This is a genomic window from Rhizobium sp. PK7-22 (assembly GCF_056530405.1).
The window spans coordinates 920,898-938,578 of sequence record NZ_CP096513.1 but is presented as its reverse complement, the minus strand read 5'-3'; the positions used below and the strand labels follow the sequence as shown (position 1 = coordinate 938,578).

The following is a 17,681-nucleotide window of genomic DNA, read 5'->3' as shown; positions in this document are numbered from 1 at the left end:
CTCGTCTCTACATGCTGAAAAATTGATAATCGGATCCGTTCTCGGTGGGAAGAGAACCGTCTTACGGCACAGCGGCAGTTGCTGGCAAAAGGGTTGCAAATCGGTTCCCATCAATTGGCGGTATTGTTTCTCCGGCTTGCCGTAGGCTTCACCCGCAAGTTTATCCATGGCCTTGTGGTCACGGATAGTTACCAGGCCGCGTTCGGATTGTAAGAAACGACTTCCTACCAGGACGTGCAGCGCCGTCGGCCAAGAAAGCAGGAAACGCACATGACGGAAAAGAAAGTAGCAATCATAAGGGCTGGTGGCAGTGGCATGGGTGCAGCAAGCGCCCGCCGTCTTGCTGCCGATGGCTTCAAGGTTGCGGTCCTGTCTTCGTCCGGCAAGGGCGAGGCACTGGCCCAGGAACTTGGCGGCATCGGTGTCACGGGCTCCAATCAGTCAGCAGATGACCTGAAACGCCTAGTCGATGCGACGGTAGAAAAATGGGGTCGTATCGATGCGCTCGTGAACAGCGCGGGCCATGGTCCCCGAAAGCAGATTCTAGAACTGACGGATGAGGATTGGCACACAGGCATCGACGTCTACTTCCTCAACGTCGTGCGACCAGCGCGGCTGGTGACACCAATCATGCAGGAGCAGAAATCGGGCGCCATCATCAACATTTCCACCGCCTGGGCCTTCGAGCCGTCTTCCATGTTTCCGACGTCAGCCGTTGCTCGGGCAGGGCTCGCATCGTTCACGAAAATCTTTGCGGACACCTACGCCGCCGACAACATCCGTATGAACAACGTCCTGCCCGGATGGATCGACAGCCTAGCAGCGACGGATGAACGCCGCCTGGGCGTGCCGATGAAACGCTATGGCACGAGTGCCGAGGTCGCCGCGACGGTTGCCTTCCTTGCCTCCGAGGGTGCTGCCTACATCACGGGCCAGAACATCCGCGTCGATGGCGGCGTCACCCGCTCGGTGTGATCTGGTGAAGAGGCCCGCTTATTCGCCGTCGCAGGGGAGGGTCGTGGTTCGATCCCTTCAGGGCGGTTCACCTGCTCATATCTTCGGAACGGCTTTCGGCTTTGGTTGATACAGGCGCCGTTTGGCGTTCGAGCGCAAAGCGTTACGCAGATCCTTTTCCACGGTGGGAAGGTCGAACCATTCGGGATTAAAGTAGCCACCGCACCACCGAATGGTCTCGGCGTATTCTGGATCTTCCGGGTCGGCGATGATCTTTAGAAATTGCTCATAACCCGACACGCCGCCCACATCTTCGGGCGGTCGGGCCCTCTCGCCAGCGACACAGGTCCCGTGTTTGGGATTAGGACTGATCGTCAGGAACTTCTCGATCGCGACGGTGTGCCGCCAGCCATCCCCGAAATCGTAGTGGTAGCTGAAGACAGCGCCTTCCTCGAAATCCAGCAAGCGAACATCTCTGTGATCGAAGACACGAGGATCGTCATCGCTCGCATCCTCCATCAGGATATCAACTTCCCCAAACCGCAGGCCACCGATGCGGAACTCAAAGAGATGATAGTTCCACCAGTTGAATGCCGCCTGGATGGCGAGATGCAGATGCTCCAGGTTCCAATAGGCCGGAAGGACCAGACGGCGCCAGATGCCTGGCTCGATCTCGTCGATGGAAATCTTCATCTGCACAGCGTTTGCGGCCTTCAACATTACCGAATGAAACAAGGTTGGCGGAAGATCGTCAAGTTGATCGCAAGCGCCGCATACAAGGAAGTTGGTGGAGTCATCCACGGGGGCCCACCAAGACCTGTGGTGCACCAGTTCGCTGACACATCTTCAACGTCTCGTTTAACCAAAGAAATTGCTGCGAACTTGATGGCCGGCGGTTCGATTCCTTTCAAGGCGTCACCGTCTTACCTGCTTCCATCCCTTCCGGCTTTAGCCCTCAGTTGACTTCGGAGCCATTTGCCCGCTGGCGATCAACGCACTACGATTTGATGGCATTCAATACGCGTGGGGTTTGAAAGGCGCCAAGTTCCAATCCGATCACCTTGCCAGACTGCCTGCGTCCCTGATCAAGTGTATGCAAGGTGAAGCCGTCTCTGCCTCGCCGTTTTGTCTCATAGAGCGCCCGATCCGCTTCTTCCATGATGACATCAGGCTGCACGGCGTTGTTCCTCAATGAGGCTATTCCAATGCTGGTTGTGATATTGAGGGAAACATCTCGCCAGCGGAAGGGCGAGGCTTTGAGATGCCCAATAGCCCGCTCTGCGATGGAGGTTGCCTCTCCGTCTCCGGTCGCCGGCAAAAGTATGCCGAATTCATCGCCGCCCAGCCGTGCGAACACGTCACCTGGCCGCAAGTGGTGACGAAACACGTTCGCTGCGTGTCTCAAGGCAGCGTCCCCTGCCGCGTGCCCATGGCTGTCGTTGATCGTCTTGAAGCGATCAAGATCAAAGAGCATCAGACTGAAAGGTTTCTTTGAGCCCGTGCCACATGCCACCTCAAGATGCTTCATGAACAGTCGTCGGTTGGCCAGGCCCGTCAGGTCGTCTTCATTCGCAAGCCGCTCAACGTCGCGGTGAAGGTGATCGATGACGGAAATCAGGAAGCCGAAATTCCAGGTGACAGCAGCAAAAAGGAACACAAGGAGGTCGACTGCCGCAGCGTTTTTCAACTCAAGAGTCGGCATTATTCCCGTCAGGAGCAGGATGTTGCCGCCAGCAATGACCCAGTGGGAAATGCATGCGACAGCTACCGCAGAGCAGGTGATCCCAGCTCCCAGCTCGAGCCGGGACTTCCTGAGCAGATAGAGAAAAGTCAGGAACAAGGGCAGGGACTGCAACAGGGTATAAAGGGGATTGCGACCATACCAGAGGTGGAAGGTCGCCAGCATCCCGATCAGGCAGGCCGCTAGCAACAGCAGAGTCCAGATCAGGTTGGGACCATCGCCGTGAAGCTTCCGGAGCCCGATGTAATTCAGCCAAAAACCGAGAATGATGACTGTGTTACCTCCAACAGTCTGCAGAAGGTAGCCGGCATTACCCTGGCTCGACAGGATCAGCCCGCCCGCGACGCCGGCAACGCTGGCGGAAAGCCAGTAGCGGGCGGCGGAGAGGTCGCGATAGCGATAAGCGATCGCACCCCATATTACACAGTTGGAAAGTCCGAAGAGAATGACAAGCAGGTAGATGGTGTAAAAATCAGGCATTCCCGCACTACCTTCATGAGCCCCCGAAGGTGATTACGGTCTGAACGCAGAACCTCCGATGAATTTTTTCGATTGCATTTGATCAAACGCATCCGGGACCGCGACGGTCTTTGCTTTCAGTATGCCATGCAGGTTCACGAAGCCGATGCACCGCATCTGGGCAGAACGTCACCAGTTGGGCTGACGTTCAAAGAGGCTTCTATGAGCATAAGATATATTGCAGGTCGGTTTGATGCGGCGTTTTTGGCAGCCTAAGTTCCCTGCTCACCACGGGACCTACAACGCAGGGGGTATACAAGGGCAGGGGTCGCAGGTTCCGTTCCTTTCAAGAGCAGGTACCACAGAGCTACTAATCACCCTCATCCCTCGTGCCCATGGTGATGTCGTGCAAAGTCTGAGTGTCTTTAGGATCGTGTTCCGTCGAGGATCACGCTGAGAAACGCTGCCCGAGAAATATCTTTCTTGTCGGACGCGGATGGTGTTCCTTTACTGCTTCGATCAGCACCTTGCCTTGGCAGGGTCTTACCTGCGCTTCCGCGTCGTCCTCAACTTGGACCTACAGAACTTCCCGGCTGAAGAGTGCGAACGGCGATTTCGAAAGTAACGCACAGACCATCTGGTCCCCACTCCCTATTCACCGTAGCGGGGAAGCCTCTGGCAATTGAGTCGATCAGTCTTGTGCCAAAACCTGGCGAGGAGGTTTGCTCCGAAACCGAAGGGCAGCCCGTCTCCTTCCAGGCAAGAATGATCTGATCGTCAACAGCCTTGGTCGTGATGGCTACTCGGCCATCGGGGAACGATAACGCGCCGTACTTGGCGGCGTTAGTGGCCAATTCGTGGAAGAGGAGCGCAATCTTAGTGGTGTGGCCCTGCGCGACAGGGAAATCAGGACCCAATAGAGAAATGCGCTGCCGGGGTTCATCCTGGTACGGAGCCACAACCTTTTCCATCAGTTGATGCAGCGTGGCACCCTCGCCGCGCTCTTGCGGGCCATCAAGGCTGACTAGAGTTAGATCGTGAGCAGCAGCCAGCGCCGAGAGCCGCTGCCTCATCGAATTGGCCAACTCTTCTGGCGATATAGCGGATTTCGATGCCATAGTGATCAAACCGCTGGTGAGAGCGAACAGGTTCTTCACCCGGTGATGCATTTCTCCCAGGAGCAGGCGTTGCCGCTCCTCTTCACGCTTTCTGGAGGAGACGTCGCGAGCGATCTTGGAAGCACCGACTATGGTGCCGTCACTGTCCCTTAAGGGCGAGATCGTCAGCGAAATGTCGAGGAGCGAGCCGTCCTTTCGCCGACGTATCGTATCGAAGTGATCAACCTTCTGACCAGCGCGGAGCTTTGCAAGAATGGCAGGTTCTTCATCCAGTCGATCCTCCGGAATAAGGATCGTGATCGGCTTTCCAACGACCTCTTCGGCCCGATAACCGAAGAGCTGTTCGGCACCGCGGTTCCAGCTCGTTATGATACCGTTGATCGTCTTACTGATGATCGCGTCTTGCGAAGATTCAACGATTGAGGCCAGCAGCTCTTTGGGATCGTAAGGTGCGACAGCCAGCGCGCTTGCGCCGGCGACGCGTCTCTCACCAGCCTCGGGAGAAGCCGCACTCACATCCGGATGCCGGGCGAAGATGTCATCAGTCTTGTGCCCTTGTCGCTGATTGCATGAATAAAGCAGTACATAGATTTGGCGCCGGGGGAAAGATAGGCAAAGGCCGTTGCAAAACAGGCTCGCCACCCTAGTGTAGTGCGGGGAACAGGCGGGAAATCCAAGTGACACAATCTCTTCCGAGGATCATCAGCGGCGTGAGCGGCCTTGATCAGATACTGGGCGGCGGCTTCATCGAAGGTGCGTCCTACATAGTTCAGGGGCAGCCAGGGGCGGGCAAGACGATTCTGGCCAACCAAGTCGCGTTTGCGAACGTCGGGGCAGGACGCAAGGTTCTGTACATAACGCTCCTGGCGGAGACCCATGATCGGCTCTTCCAGGTGCTGGGGACACTCGATTTCTTCGACCGCAGTCAGCTTGGAGTGACGTTATCCTATGTGAGCGTCTTCCAAACGCTTCGTGATAGTGGTCTGTCCGCCGTTGTCGAGCTGGTGCGCAAGGAGATCGCCCGGCAAGGCGCGACACTGCTGGTCTTCGACGGACTGCTGAATGCCAGAGACCGGGCAGACTCCCCGCTTGATGTTAAGACTTTTGTTGCGGAAATTCAGAGCCAGGCAGCCTTCGTAGGATGCAGCGTGCTCTTCCTGACCAGCACCAGGTTTGCGGACGACAGCCCGGAACACACTATGGTTGATGGTGTCATCGAACTCCACGAGGAAGTCCCGGGCGTACGTTCGGTCAGGCGGCTTCAGGTGAAGAAGTCTAGAGGGAGCCCCGCGCTGGGAGGGCTCCACCAGTTCGAGATCACATCATCCGGCTTCACCGCTTACCCTCGCCTTGAGGCGGCACTTCGAAGTCCATCTACCCAGGATGAGCCTTCGTTGGCGGCAGTAGCTTCAGGTGTTGAAGGACTTGATGACCTGTTGGGCGGCGGGCTACCATCAAGTTCTGTCACGTTGGTGTTCGGACCCTCCGGCGCAGGCAAGACCGCCGTCGGCCTCAGCTTCCTTGCCAAGGCCAGCAAAGACGAACCGGCACTTCATTTTGGGTTCTATGAGACCCCCACCCGCCTACGGGCAAAGGCCAGGGCGTTGGGGGTGGACATCGAAGGTCCTATTGAGGCGGGTGACCTGGAAATCATCTGGGAGCCCATGACTGAGAACTTGCTGGACAAGCTGGGCCACCAGCTTCTTCAGGCGCTCAGGCAGCGCAAGGTGAAGAGGCTTTTCCTTGACGGTCTAGGTGGCTTTCAACGTGCGGCCGTTTATCAGCCGCGGATGACCGAATTCTTCTCCGCTCTGACCAATGAACTGCGAGGACTTAGGGTCACGACCATAGCCACCTGGGAACTCCGCGACCTTTTCGGGCCGACGCTGACGGCACCAGGATCGGAACTGTCCAGCCTGATCGATAATCTTGTCATGCTACGCCACATCGAGGCGGAGTCTCGATACAAGAAGGCGCTGTCGGTCCTGAAAGTCAGAGACAGCGCCTTCGATCCTGCGATCCACGAAGTCAGCTTCGGGAACACGGGCTTAAGGATCGATGTTCCGCTTCCACCCGTTGTCAATGCCGCTACAGGACTGGCAACGCCCCTTCCAACGTGACCGCGTCATGTCGAGGAAACGAGAGCATCTGACATGGCCATAATCGTGATTGCGGAAGATGAGTTTCTGATAGCTGATGTTTTGAGCATCATGCTTGAAGACGCTGGCCACGAAGTGGCCGCTGCGCCACACGGGCAGGCGGCACTTTCGCTCGTGAAGGAGAGACGGCCGGACCTCGTCATCACTGATTTCATGATGCCGGTCATGACCGGGCTGGAACTCGCACAGGCCTTGCGGGCAGATGAGGAGCTCTCCGCCATCCCCATTATCCTGGTGAGTGGCGCACAGGCGAGCATCGGACGGTCCCATCCTGACATGTTCGATGACGTGCTCGATAAGCCGTATGACGAGACCCGGCTCCTCATGGCCGTGGAGGGTGCTTTGGCCGGCAGGTCTTAAGCGGGGTCGAACGGTTCTGCTGAAGGTGCATCCAGGACCGCCGAGCATCTTGCAAAGCGCTATCACCGATCTGGGGCGACGCTAGCGTTTGCGGCCACTGCTGCGCCTCGACAGCTCGAAGCTGACAGCCGGCTCCTGTCTCCAGATCAGCCATTCAGGCTAATCAAAATGTTGGCTAGCCGACGCCTAGGAGCTGGCTAAGGAGAGGGATTTTCTTCCGGCGGGAGCAGAGCTTCCCGATTTTGAGGCAGCGAAAACTGAAGCGCTTTTATTGTTGCTATGTCAGATGCTCTTGCTCAACTTGATCATCGTGCACTTGAGGTGCTTGAAGCAAAGCGGCTTCCTACTAGGCGGCGCTCCGCCCTCTTATCCAGCACGTGCATATCCCGGATCATGCCAGCGGCCGTCAATAGCACATCGCGTATCTCTTCCGGCGATGTGGCATTGCTTCCAATGGCGGCCACCTACACTGTAGCTCCACGATCACGTCACCCTCTTCTGGGACAACGGGAGACTGATCGACTTTCGCATGTATCGAACCAACTCGATGGTCCTCAGAAGTAGCCCACGCCGTTCGAGGTTCTTTAGCTGCTCCGGCCTGTTTGCCGCCCGCACCGACGGCCCGATGGCGGTTCGGCAATAGCGCGGAGAAGATTTCGTGACGATCGGCCGGTTAGGCTACTTACAGTTACCCGCTGACTGGTTCACAAACCCGTCATGGCCCGATGGTAACCCTTTGAAGACTGCAAGTGCTGCTGACTAAGAATCGGGAGTTCGCATATATGCTCGCGTCCGGGAATGACGGCGTTGCCGTGGTGCGCCAGCCTTGGCCGCTGGGACGGCGCATCGCTGTCGCGGCGGTGACCTTCGCGGGGCTGGGGTTTCTGGTCTTTGCAGCCGCTGGCTCCAACGAGGAAGGTCGCCTGATGGGCGCCGGGTCCACCCTGGTGCAGCCCATTCTGCAAAGTGTCTCGACAGCCTATCAGGGTTATCTCGCGGCCGACCGCATCGACCCGGCCACGCGGGAGGGGCAAAGCTCTGATTGGGCCGGGTCGATTTCGGCTCTAGACTACGATCCAGTGGGGTCCATTGGCGGCCTGATCCGCCTGGCAAGCCCGGCGGTCCACTTCGCGGCCACGGAGGTGCCGACGACAGCAGACCACTTGGCATCCGAGGGCCGGATGCAGTTCCCATTGGTGCTGGGCGCCGCGGCCCCGGTGGTCAACCTTGACCTTCCGTCGGGAATGCTCACGCTAGACGCTGATGTCCTCGCCGCGATCTATACGGGCAATGTAACCAACTGGAACGACCCTGCCATCGCCGCGCTGAACAGTGGTGCCGTCCTACCCAACCAGCTGATCGAGGTGCGCTATCGCCGCGAAGGCTCCGGCACCACCTATACCTTCACCGGCTACTTGGCCCAAAGCGACAGTTGGATTGCAGGTCATGCGGCGCAACTGGACTGGCCAGTGGGCGAAGCGACGGATGGCAGCACCGGTATGGTGGCCTCGGTAGCAGCCACCGAGGGCGCCATTGGTTATGCCGAGATTGGCCAGGCCCGCCGCGCCGGGCTGACCGTGGTGAACCTGATCGACGGCAACGGCGCCAGCGTCGCCGCCACGCCCAAAACCATCGCCGCCGCCGCCGCGGGCGTCGACTGGTCCGCCGAGACCGTCGCCATCAACGGTGCCGGTTGGCCGATGACCGCCATTGTATATGTCGTGACCAGAGCTGAAAGAACGGCCGAGACCGACCGGGCGCTCGCATTCTTTCGCTACTTTTACGCCGAAGCGCCCCGCCAGGCGGAGGAGCTTGGATATGTTGCCCTTCCGCCCGAGGCTGTCCAGGCTGTCGAAAGGCTCTGGGCGACCCGACTTGACCAGAATTCGTAACCGCGCGTCGCGCTTAGCTGAGGTAGGACTGTGGAAGTTGATCTTTTCAAGGAGATCATCGTTCCCGTGATCGGGGGTCTGGGCATCTTCATGCTCGGTCTCGAATTCATGGCCAACGGGATCCAAGCACTCTCTGTCAACAAGATGCGCGAGTGGCTGGCCAGAATGGCCGGTACGCCGGTCAAAGGGGTGCTCGCGGGCACGCTGATCACCGGCATCATCCAGTCATCCACCGCGATGACTGTCATGACCGTAGGTCTCGTCAACGCGGGCGTGCTCGGCCTGCGCTCGGCAATTTCAGTCATCATGGGTGCGAACATCGGGACGACACTGGGTAATGGTCTGATTGCCCTGCCGCTTGGCCCTCTAGGCCTCCTGTTCGGTGGCCTGTTCGCGCTGGTCTACTGCTTTGCCAAGAATGACCGGCTGCGCAATGTCGCATTGGCCTGCATGGGTTTCGCTCTGATCTTCTACGGCCTCAACCTGATGACCGGCGGGCTCAAGCCGATGCGCAACATGCCGGAGGTTCTGGCCGTCATCCAGACCCTCGATGCCTCCAGCTTCGGCGGGGTGGTCCTCTGCGTGATGATCGCTGCCGGCATCACTGCACTCATCCATTCGTCGTCGGCAACCATCGGCATCGTGATGGGTCTCGGCGCTTCGGGCATCCTCTCCTGGGAAACCGCGATTGCCTTCGCCGTCGGCGCCGACCTCGGCACCACCATCACCTCGTGGATGGCCTCGCTCAATTTATCGAAGAACGCCAAGCGCGCGGCCTATGCGCATATCAGCTTCAACTTCATCGGCGTCGCCGTCGTCCTGGCGCTGTTCTTCCCGGCGATCTGGGTTCTGAGCTCGATCCTGAACATGTGGGGAATTGATCCCGGCGCGCCGATCATCGTCGATGGTCAGGAGACCTTCCCCGGCGTTCCCATCGCGGTCGGTGTTTTCTCGATCGTGTTCAACATCTTCAACATGTTGATCCTGTTCCCTTTCGTGAGCACATTCGAACGGGTTCTCAGCCGTGTCGGCCACACCAGCGCCGAGAATATCGAGGACTACTCGGTTCCACGGTATCTCAGCGCAAGCGCCGCCGCCGACTTCAACACCGCGCTGCCCGCTGTCCAGCAAGAGGCGCAGCGGCACCTGCGGGCCGGGGCCGTGTTTCTCGATGTTGCCCGCAACAAGAAGGGCGCGCCCACCGACCCGACCGAACACGCGGCTGCCACTGACGCCCTGTCGCGTGAAATACGCGCCTTTTCGTCCCGGCTGTTCCAGGACGGCCTGTCGCGTGACCAGCTCGACCTCGTTGCCTCGATGATCGAGGAAGTCGACTTCACATCGTCTCTCTCCGAAACGCTGTATCAGATTGCGCGCCGCGTGAAACGCGAGCCGTTTTCGACGGCGGCAGTGCGGGTCCTCGACCAGGGACTGGAACATGTGGACCAGGCGCTGAACCGCGTTCTGCTCGATCCTACCATGCAGCCGCGCATGCCGTCAGGGCACTCGACGCTGCCTTCGTTCGAGGACCTGCGGTGGCAGGTTCTGAGCCAAGGTGACATCCAGGCCGGGGAGAAGGGCGCGCTGCTGGCGCTGCTCGGCTCGATGGAGCGGGCCGAGAACCTCGTGCAGCGCATCGTCGACGAGCGCGCCTCGGTCGACCGCAGCGGTATAGCCCGGACCCCGGTGGTTTCGCCGGCCGAGAAACGCGGTCTGCCGCCCACCGGGGAGATGGTTCCGGCAGAGTGAGTAGCCCGATCGAAACGCGCGTGGCGATGACTTGTTTACTTCAGGGCAAGTCGACACACCGGGATCTTGTGCAGTCAGCCAGGTGCCAGCATAGCGTATGAAACTTGCGGCCAAGGTGATCTTTGCCACGAGCACGACACCCGGCAGCACAGATCATCTATGGGAGGGCGGCCATGCGGCTTGCGGCCTACAATGTCGAGAACCTGTTCGATCGTGCCAAGGCGATGAACCTGGACACCTGGGAGGACGGCAAGCCGATCCTGGAGAAGTTTGCAGCCCTCAATGCGCTTCTGGGTGAAATCGCCTATACCGATGCGATCAAGCGCAAGATGGCCGAGCTCATGATCGAACTCGGCCTTGAGAAATCCGATACCGGGCCGTTCGTTATTTTGCGTCGTAACCGTGGTGGTCTGGTGAGGAGGCCCAGGACAGGCGGCATCGAGGTTGTCGCCGATGGCCGCGCGGACTGGGTCGGCTCACTGGAACTGCGCGACGAGCCGATCAATGAACATGCAATGCACAACACCGCGCGCGTCCTGATGGATGTGGAAGCAGACGTCCTTGGCGTAGTCGAGGCGGAAAGCCGTCCGGTGCTTGCCGCCTTTAACAAAGAAGTCATTCGCGCCATGGGCGGCACACCCTTTCGCCATGTGATGGTGATCGATGGCAATGACGAACGCGGTATCGATGTCGGACTGGTCACGCGCGAGGGTTATCCGATCGGCCTTATGCGTAGCCATGTTGACGACCTCGCCGCGAATGGCGACCCCCTTTTTTCCCGCGACTGTCCAGCATTTTATGTGACGACGCCAGCGGGAAATTCGCTCGTCGTGATGGTCAATCACTTCAAGAGCAAAGGCTACGGCAGCATCACCGCATCCAACGGCAGACGCAAGGCGCAGGCGCAGCGGGTGAAGGTGATTTATGAGGCGCTGATTGCGGATGGCAACGAGCACATTGCCGTGATTGGCGATCTCAACGACACGCCAGACAGCGACCCACTGAAGCCGCTGCTAGCCGAGAGCGACCTCAAAGACGCCTTTGAGCACCCGGCCTTCGATGACGGCGGATATCCCGGCACCTACGGTCTATGCAACGCGTCGAACAAGATCGACTATCTTCTTCTGTCGCCGAAGCTGTTCGATCGGGTCAAAAAAGGCGGGGTGCTTCGCAGGGGGATGTGGCCGGGCTCGCGTCCGGCACGTTGGGAGGTCTACGAGGAGCTGAGGCGCAAGCAGGACGCGGGCTCCGACCACGCCGCGATATGGGTCGATGTCGACCTTTGATCAGGAGCTCAGCTTTAGGCGAATGCCGCGGGTCCTTCCAGCAAGGAAGTATTGACGCTCGACCTGCGAATTGTTGGGAGATTGTTCAAGCCACACCGTCACTCAGCCGCGGCGATTTAGGAAAGATGCTCCTAGCTTAAGGCCGCATTGATTGGACCGCTTCAACTGCGGCGGAGAGCGTGCTTGAGCTGTAGCGAGTGTCGCCATTAATCTCCTCGCCCACCCAATCCGGCTTGTCAAAACGATGATCCTCGGACGGCAGTTCGACATCGGCCGTGACCAGACCCCGCAACGGCCCAAGGTACTCGTCGACCTGCCAGACAACATCGTCGATATGAATTTCGTAACGGATCTTTTCCAACCCGGGGTCCCTCGCGAAGTCCGCTATCATTGCCTGTCCGTCGGCCTCTGTTAGCTCAACATGGTACTCGCATCGAGAAAATCCGCGGCGAGCACTCTTGATAGTTAGGGTCGTTTTGTTTTCACAGACCCTGATGCGAGCTTTACCCAGATCAAACCGCGCGATCAGGTGATCAAGAATATGGCGCCCGTTCCCAGTCAGGGTCCGCCATGACTGGTCCACGACCAGAAACTTGCGCTCGATTTCCAATGCCATTGCTACAACTCCAGATGCTTCCCTTCCGTATGGAGAAGGCATTGACGACGCAAGATTGCTCGTACCGAGTTGATAAGATTTTCGAATGGGAACAGTACGGTAAGCTGCTGCGGCTTTGTTGAAACCAATCATCGACACCCCGCATATTTCCCTCGTCCTGCCTGCGATGAGGCGCCACACCGCGATGTTGGCATAGAGGGAGGCCAGCACGCGGTCCGTCCCTTGAAATGCCAATGGGCTGTTCATACCTGCTGGCCCGGATCGGGAGAAATGACTTGAAGAAATTCTTCGAAACAGCTTTTGGTCCTGCTGAACTGAAGATCTTAGAGGCCGCGTTGGCTCAATGGTGCCGCGAGCGTCTCGTCGACAGGCAATCTCCTGAAGCAGCTATCGCGGCAGAAGTATTCATCAATCTCTTTCGCGAAGGGAATAGGACTTTGCCGGAGCTGCAGGAGGCAGCTAGGCGCCACAAGTGGCTGATGGAATGGCCAAATGCCTCTCAAGGATCACTCCTTGCCGAGACCAAAGGACTGACGCGGCCTACTCCGCGGCGTGCCTCGGGACCGCTCCTCTAGTAGCCTGTCGTGATGGGGCGTCTTTGTAGCGTCCGACATCGGTCTCAGAGACTTCAGGTCGCCTGTGCGACAGTAGGAGAAATAGCCTTACAGGAACGAACAATTTCCAGAATTGGCATGGTCAGTTTGGCTTGCTCCGGAGTTCCAGATGGCTCAACATAGGCCATCATTCTAACAGCTCACCGAGGTGCCTCATGCTTCGACCATTCTTGCCATCGGTTGATCATGAAAGGTCGAGGCAGTTCTATGAGGCTCTTGGCTTTGAGACGAGATACGCAGACGCGAGTATCGCCGTGATGGTGAGCGGCAATGACAGCTTCATCCTACAGAACTTTTACGTGAAGGAGCTGGCGGAAAATTTCGTGATGCAACTGACCGTTCCTGACGCAACCGTTTGGTGGAGCATTTACGATCCGGAACGTGTCGCTGATCGCTTCGGAACGAAGCCACCGACCCCGCCCGCCCTGCAGGATTGGGGAATGATCGTTGGGTTCATCCACGACCCGTCGGGCGTGCTCTGGCACGTCACCGAAGCCAGGACATAACTGCATTCGCTTGTTCGCAAAGTTCATTCTGCAGCGGAAACGTCAACTGCAGTCGGCACAAGCTCATCCGGCCGAGAGCGGTCGTGGGACTTACGCAACTAGCCGCAAAATGCGCCAACACTTCGATCGTGACCGAAACTTCGTTTCAGGGAAGCTGCCATAAGGGGCTGTCCCCATTGGAGCTCAGGTCATGACATCTTGCCCACCATCCACGACGGCAACCTTCTTCGGCTGGCATGTGGTCGCTGCGACCTTCGTGCTGGCAGTTTTTGGCTGGGGTGTCGGTTTTTACGGACCACCGATCTACCTACAGATGGTGGTCCAGCGAACGGGATGGTCCGTCGCGTTTGTCTCGGCTGCCGTAACGCTGCACTTTTTGGTCGGCGCAGCGGTCGTTGCAAACCTTCCGCGACTGTATCGGCTTGCGGGTGTTCCCTCGCTCACCGTCACCGGCGCGGTTCTTCTCGCCATCGGCGTCGTCGGCTGGTCTCTTGCCGATCAGCCGTGGCAGCTATTTGCCGCCGCTCTCTTGAGCGGAACTGGCTGGGTTGCGATGGGCGCTGCCGCGGTGAATGCCATTATCGCACCCTGGTTTGTCCGCGCCCGCCCGGCAGCACTATCCATGGCCTACAATGGCGCGAGTGTGGGTGGCGTCGTCTTCTCGCCCCTGTGGGTCACGCTCATTGCCTCGAGCGGGTTTGCACAGGCAGCCGTCATCGTCGGCATCTCCATGGTCACCACTGTGACCGCCTTGTCCGTTCTGGCATTCGCCAAATCTCCAGACCTTTTGGGGCAATTTCCGGACGGAGCACGGCCGAACCACGAGGCGACGGCTCCATCACTTGCTCCGCCCTCAGCAGGCACTTTGCTGTGGCGCGACCGCCGCTTCCTGACGTTGGCAGCAGGTATGGCTGCCGGGTTGTTTGCGCAGATCGGGCTGCTGGCCCATCTGTTTTCGATCATGGTTCCGGTCTTCGGAACACAGGCGGCGGGCCTGCTGATGGGAGGGGCTACCGTTGCGGCAATCCTCGGGCGCACGGGCATCGGCTGGCTGATGCCGGTTTCGGCGGACCGCCGCCTGATCGCGTCCGCAAGCTATGGCGTCCAGATCATCGGCACCCTGATGCTTTTGACGACGGCCGGAGAAAATGCTGCTGCAATAGTTGTCGGGATCCTGCTTTTCGGCCTCGGCATTGGCAATGCCACATCGCTCCCGCCTCTCATCGCTCAGGTGGAATTCGACAAAGCCGATGTTTCCCGAGTGGTGCCGCTGATCGTGGCTCTGAGCCAGGCGATCTATGCTCTCGCTCCCGCGCTGTTCGGCATCGCCCGGACGATCTCCGACCCCGCCATTTTCATATTGGCGGTGGCGGTCCAGTTTCTGGCAGTTGTCGCGTTTTTAGCCGGACGGCTTAAATGACCATAAAAGGGCCGACTGCCGTCTTCCGCTTCGCGCCAAAAGCAGTCATGCCAAGACGGGCGATCATAGCTTCGACTGCCTCTGACAGTTCGTCTGTTCCGAGGAAATGAATCATGATCCTTCTGAGGTCTTGGTAGGAACCGGGAAGGTGCTGCGCTGCCGTCCTCTGCTCCTGAGCGCATCAGCATGCGGACGTGAATGGTACGCCATCTGACCAACACGGATTTTATTAGCATTGCCTGTATAAGGCGCAGAGAGACTTCTGACTCCACTCCGCTGGCGAAGTCGTACAAGGGTGAGATATGAAATCTTATACTGTGCCTTCCGACGCGGCCCATGATGCTGCGAAAAAGAAGTTGTGCGTGAGCGCCTTTGCTCGCCGCAGCAAGCTTGATGACGTTGAAGAACGCAAAATGCTTCGGCTCTTGGGGTCCTTCGCTACCGAGCAGGAACTTCTCATGAACGCACGGCGTTCGCTGATCACCCGCTAAGCCTACTGCCATCTGCCACCACAATCATTACGAAGTAGTTGTGGTGCTTTCAGCGCCTTCAGCGAAGGGAACTCATCGGCGGGTTAGCCGATAGTGCCTGAATCCTACCGTCCATGTTGAAGCAAATGTTGCCTACGGAGTGGGTGTGGTGTGATGCGCAGCGAGTGGAAAGTTCCGATCGAGGTCCAGACAGGGTCAATGGGTTCATTCCAGCTTATAGGCCGAACCGAACACGCGGCCGAAGCATTGGCCTATCGGTGGCCTGTCATCGGAGGTGCTAAATGGCTAAATGCGATGCAGAAGTGTCTGGACGCGCTTGAAGGCAAGACCACAGATGACATAGCTCGTAAGGCCTTCATCGCGGCAGCAGTTGATGCCAACGTCAGCATTCGGCCGTGGCAGCGCAATCTTCCACAAGAGAGAGCGTCGGCTCGCAAGGGATAAAGAAACGCCCCTTAAAGGTTTAGTGCGCAACGCGCCGCATGATCACATCATTCGGCTCGTCGCCCGTACATTTGTCCAGCAGCAGTCCTGCCACCTCGCGGCCTTGCAGACTGTGTGGATCGATAAGGCGGTCAGCGCACAATATGCGATGGGCTTCTGAAAGGCGCTTGATCTGCTCCGGCGTGTAGACGGACTTTTGCATCATCATGATACCTCCGATAGCCCTATTCATTCCCTCCGGGACTGAGGTGTCAATGCGACAAGTGGTATGGTACGGCACCGCACATTCACTTCCTGCTATACGACATGAAGGCTCGGCTCTGCGTCATTTTGGAGACATGGCTACGATCGAGCCAGCCACTCGTCCAGGTGTCCGCAAGGACCGGGGAGTATCGTAGGGTGTACGCCAACAGCGGACATAGGTCTTCTAACTTCAGTTCACTCGTCAACCGGATTGCAATTAGCAGGGTCAGGCGGCATCGCTTGGTCTATCGCTGACGTGCCGGGATGACGACTCTGAAAAAAAATCTGCACTTGCATGCAAGACATCTCGCTGCTGCTCCGTATACCGGGGTATGAGTGACAGGAAGAGCACGTTTGACGTCCTTGGCCAACTTGGGGCCCTAAAGCGATACGCGCACTCCCTGTCCCACAATGCCGCAGACGCAGAAGACTTGGTACATGACACTCTTCTACGCGCCTATGAGCGGCGCTCCACCTTCCGGCGGGGAGAAAGCCTCCGGAAATGGCTGATGTCCATTCTGCACAACAACTATGTGGATCGAATGCGTACAGCCGCAGCTCGCGGACGTCGCGAGGCTGAGACACAGTCGCACGCGGAGACATCCTACCCTCCTCACCAGGAACACGGCATCAGGCTCGCCCAGGTTCGCGAAGCGTTCAAGAACCTCCCGCAGGACCAGCGCGAGGCGCTCCACCTTATTGCAGTGGAGGAACTCACCTATCAAGAGGCGAGCCAAATCCTGGACGTCCCGGTTGGAACGCTGATGTCTCGTGTTTCACGGGCACGAGCGGCACTTCGGGAATTTGAGGAGAGCGCAGCGAGGCCTACGCATCTGAGGGTCGTCGGAGGCAGCAATGACTGAACTAATTTCGCAAAATGAGACCGACATCCAAGCTTATGTGGACGGTCAGTTGGACGCTGCCGGACGCCTTCGTGTCGAATGCTGGCTGTCGGCACACCCGGAGGTTGCCGCTCGCGTAATGGCCGACTTGAGTATGGGCACGACGCTCAAACTCGCAATGTTGTCAGATGACACTGACTGTGCGCCACGGACACGCCGGGTGGCGCAACGTCTCCAGTCGAGCCTTTCCGAGGCCCGGATGTGGTCGAACGTTAGAAAGGCCGCGACGGTTGCGCTATTCGTGGCGGCAGGATGGTTTGCCAACACATCCATGGGGACTCGCGATGTGAACGCCAGCGCCCATCCACCCGCGTTCGTAGAACAAGCTCTTCGTGCCCATACGACATCGCTCCTTCGTGCCCAGATGCATTCGCAACCAGAGGTGAAAGCATACGACAGGGCCGACATCCGTTCAGCAACCGGGATCGTCATGCCTCAACTGCCTGAGGGCTGGAAGGTTGTTGATGTCCAGGTATTTCCCGCCGCGTTCGGTTTCAGCGTAGAGGCACTCGTACGGACGCAGGACGACACATTGATTTCCCTGTTTGCCAGCCGACCCGGCACATTTGCCGTTGAACCTGTAGCCGACATCAACCTGTCCGGTGCTGAAGCCGCATGGTGGCAGATCGGTGATGTCGCCTATGCCGTCGTTTCAAGTGCGCCCGAAACCGGATTGGTCGATGAGGCGGAAACTCTGAAGAACTCCCTCTACTGATCTCCAAGGAAA

The 17,681-nt window shown here is 58.3% G+C and carries 18 protein-coding genes; 13 read left to right on the top strand and 5 right to left on the bottom strand.

The window, feature by feature from the left end:
• Positions 1–270 precede the first annotated feature (270 nt).
• Complete coding sequence (locus M1E10_RS04755; RefSeq protein WP_499172973.1) at positions 271–975, top strand: SDR family oxidoreductase; 705 nt, start codon at positions 271–273, stop codon at positions 973–975.
• Between the two features lie 75 nt (positions 976–1,050).
• Here M1E10_RS04755 and M1E10_RS04750 read toward each other — a convergent pair whose 3' ends face one another.
• The 3 genes from M1E10_RS04750 to M1E10_RS04740 form a co-directional block, all read right to left on the bottom strand.
• The gene (locus tag M1E10_RS04750) at positions 1,051–1,674 is read right to left on the bottom strand and encodes a plasmid pRiA4b ORF-3 family protein (RefSeq protein ID WP_499173476.1); all 624 of its coding nucleotides are present in this window, start codon (positions 1,672–1,674) and stop codon (positions 1,051–1,053) included.
• A 277-nt stretch (positions 1,675–1,951) separates the two neighbouring features.
• A complete protein-coding gene (locus tag M1E10_RS04745) occupies positions 1,952–3,175 on the bottom strand; it encodes a GGDEF domain-containing protein (RefSeq protein WP_499172972.1) in 1,224 nt (407 codons plus the stop codon).
• 545 nt (positions 3,176–3,720) lie between these two features.
• Positions 3,721–4,914, bottom strand: coding sequence for a sensor histidine kinase (locus tag M1E10_RS04740; RefSeq protein ID WP_499172971.1), 1,194 nt, complete (start codon positions 4,912–4,914; stop codon positions 3,721–3,723).
• Positions 4,915–4,949: 35 nt separating this feature from the next.
• Between M1E10_RS04740 and M1E10_RS04735 the strand changes: the two genes are divergently transcribed.
• The 5 genes from M1E10_RS04735 to M1E10_RS04715 all read left to right on the top strand — a co-directional run bounded on the left by M1E10_RS04735 (position 4,950) and on the right by M1E10_RS04715 (position 11,718).
• The gene (locus tag M1E10_RS04735; protein WP_499172970.1) at positions 4,950–6,392 is read left to right on the top strand and encodes an ATPase domain-containing protein; all 1,443 of its coding nucleotides are present in this window, start codon (positions 4,950–4,952) and stop codon (positions 6,390–6,392) included.
• 33 nt (positions 6,393–6,425) lie between these two features.
• Entirely contained in the window at positions 6,426–6,791 is a 366-nt protein-coding gene (locus M1E10_RS04730) for a response regulator (RefSeq protein WP_499172969.1), read from the top strand.
• Between the two features lie 749 nt (positions 6,792–7,540).
• Entirely contained in the window at positions 7,541–8,683 is a 1,143-nt protein-coding gene (locus M1E10_RS04725; RefSeq protein ID WP_499172968.1) for a type 2 periplasmic-binding domain-containing protein, read from the top strand.
• 30 nt (positions 8,684–8,713) lie between these two features.
• Positions 8,714–10,432 carry a Na/Pi cotransporter family protein gene (locus M1E10_RS04720; RefSeq protein ID WP_499172967.1) on the top strand — a complete coding sequence of 573 codons (1,719 nt, stop codon included), beginning with the start codon at positions 8,714–8,716 and terminating at the stop codon, positions 10,430–10,432.
• Between the two features lie 173 nt (positions 10,433–10,605).
• On the top strand, positions 10,606–11,718 hold the full coding sequence (locus M1E10_RS04715) for an endonuclease/exonuclease/phosphatase family protein (protein ID WP_499172966.1): 1,113 nt from the start codon (positions 10,606–10,608) through the stop codon (positions 11,716–11,718).
• 136 nt (positions 11,719–11,854) lie between these two features.
• On the opposite strand, the gene M1E10_RS04710 is transcribed toward M1E10_RS04715, so the two are convergent.
• Positions 11,855–12,580, bottom strand: coding sequence for a CYTH domain-containing protein (locus M1E10_RS04710; RefSeq protein WP_499172965.1), 726 nt, complete (start codon positions 12,578–12,580; stop codon positions 11,855–11,857).
• 29 nt (positions 12,581–12,609) lie between these two features.
• Between M1E10_RS04710 and M1E10_RS04705 the strand changes: the two genes are divergently transcribed.
• From M1E10_RS04705 to M1E10_RS04685, 5 genes are all read left to right on the top strand, one after another.
• The gene (locus M1E10_RS04705; RefSeq protein WP_499172964.1) at positions 12,610–12,909 is read left to right on the top strand and encodes a hypothetical protein; all 300 of its coding nucleotides are present in this window, start codon (positions 12,610–12,612) and stop codon (positions 12,907–12,909) included.
• Between the two features lie 194 nt (positions 12,910–13,103).
• The gene (locus M1E10_RS04700) at positions 13,104–13,454 is read left to right on the top strand and encodes a VOC family protein (RefSeq protein ID WP_499172963.1); all 351 of its coding nucleotides are present in this window, start codon (positions 13,104–13,106) and stop codon (positions 13,452–13,454) included.
• A gap of 190 nt (positions 13,455–13,644) precedes the next feature.
• Entirely contained in the window at positions 13,645–14,874 is a 1,230-nt protein-coding gene (locus tag M1E10_RS04695) for an MFS transporter (RefSeq protein WP_499172962.1), read from the top strand.
• A gap of 302 nt (positions 14,875–15,176) precedes the next feature.
• Complete coding sequence (locus tag M1E10_RS04690) at positions 15,177–15,365, top strand: hypothetical protein (protein WP_499172961.1); 189 nt, start codon at positions 15,177–15,179, stop codon at positions 15,363–15,365.
• 153 nt (positions 15,366–15,518) lie between these two features.
• Entirely contained in the window at positions 15,519–15,809 is a 291-nt protein-coding gene (locus tag M1E10_RS04685) for a DUF982 domain-containing protein (protein WP_499172960.1), read from the top strand.
• Positions 15,810–15,828: 19 nt separating this feature from the next.
• On the opposite strand, the gene M1E10_RS04680 is transcribed toward M1E10_RS04685, so the two are convergent.
• A complete protein-coding gene (locus M1E10_RS04680; protein ID WP_499172959.1) occupies positions 15,829–16,017 on the bottom strand; it encodes a hypothetical protein in 189 nt (62 codons plus the stop codon).
• 367 nt (positions 16,018–16,384) lie between these two features.
• Here M1E10_RS04680 and M1E10_RS04675 point away from each other — a divergent pair, with 367 nt between their 5' ends.
• Both M1E10_RS04675 and M1E10_RS04670 read left to right on the top strand, forming a co-directional pair.
• On the top strand, positions 16,385–16,915 hold the full coding sequence (locus M1E10_RS04675) for a sigma-70 family RNA polymerase sigma factor (RefSeq protein ID WP_499172958.1): 531 nt from the start codon (positions 16,385–16,387) through the stop codon (positions 16,913–16,915).
• On the top strand, positions 16,908–17,669 hold the full coding sequence (locus M1E10_RS04670; protein WP_499172957.1) for an anti-sigma factor family protein: 762 nt from the start codon (positions 16,908–16,910) through the stop codon (positions 17,667–17,669). Before M1E10_RS04675 ends, M1E10_RS04670 begins: the two co-directional genes overlap by 8 nt.
• Positions 17,670–17,681: the final 12 nt, after the last annotated feature.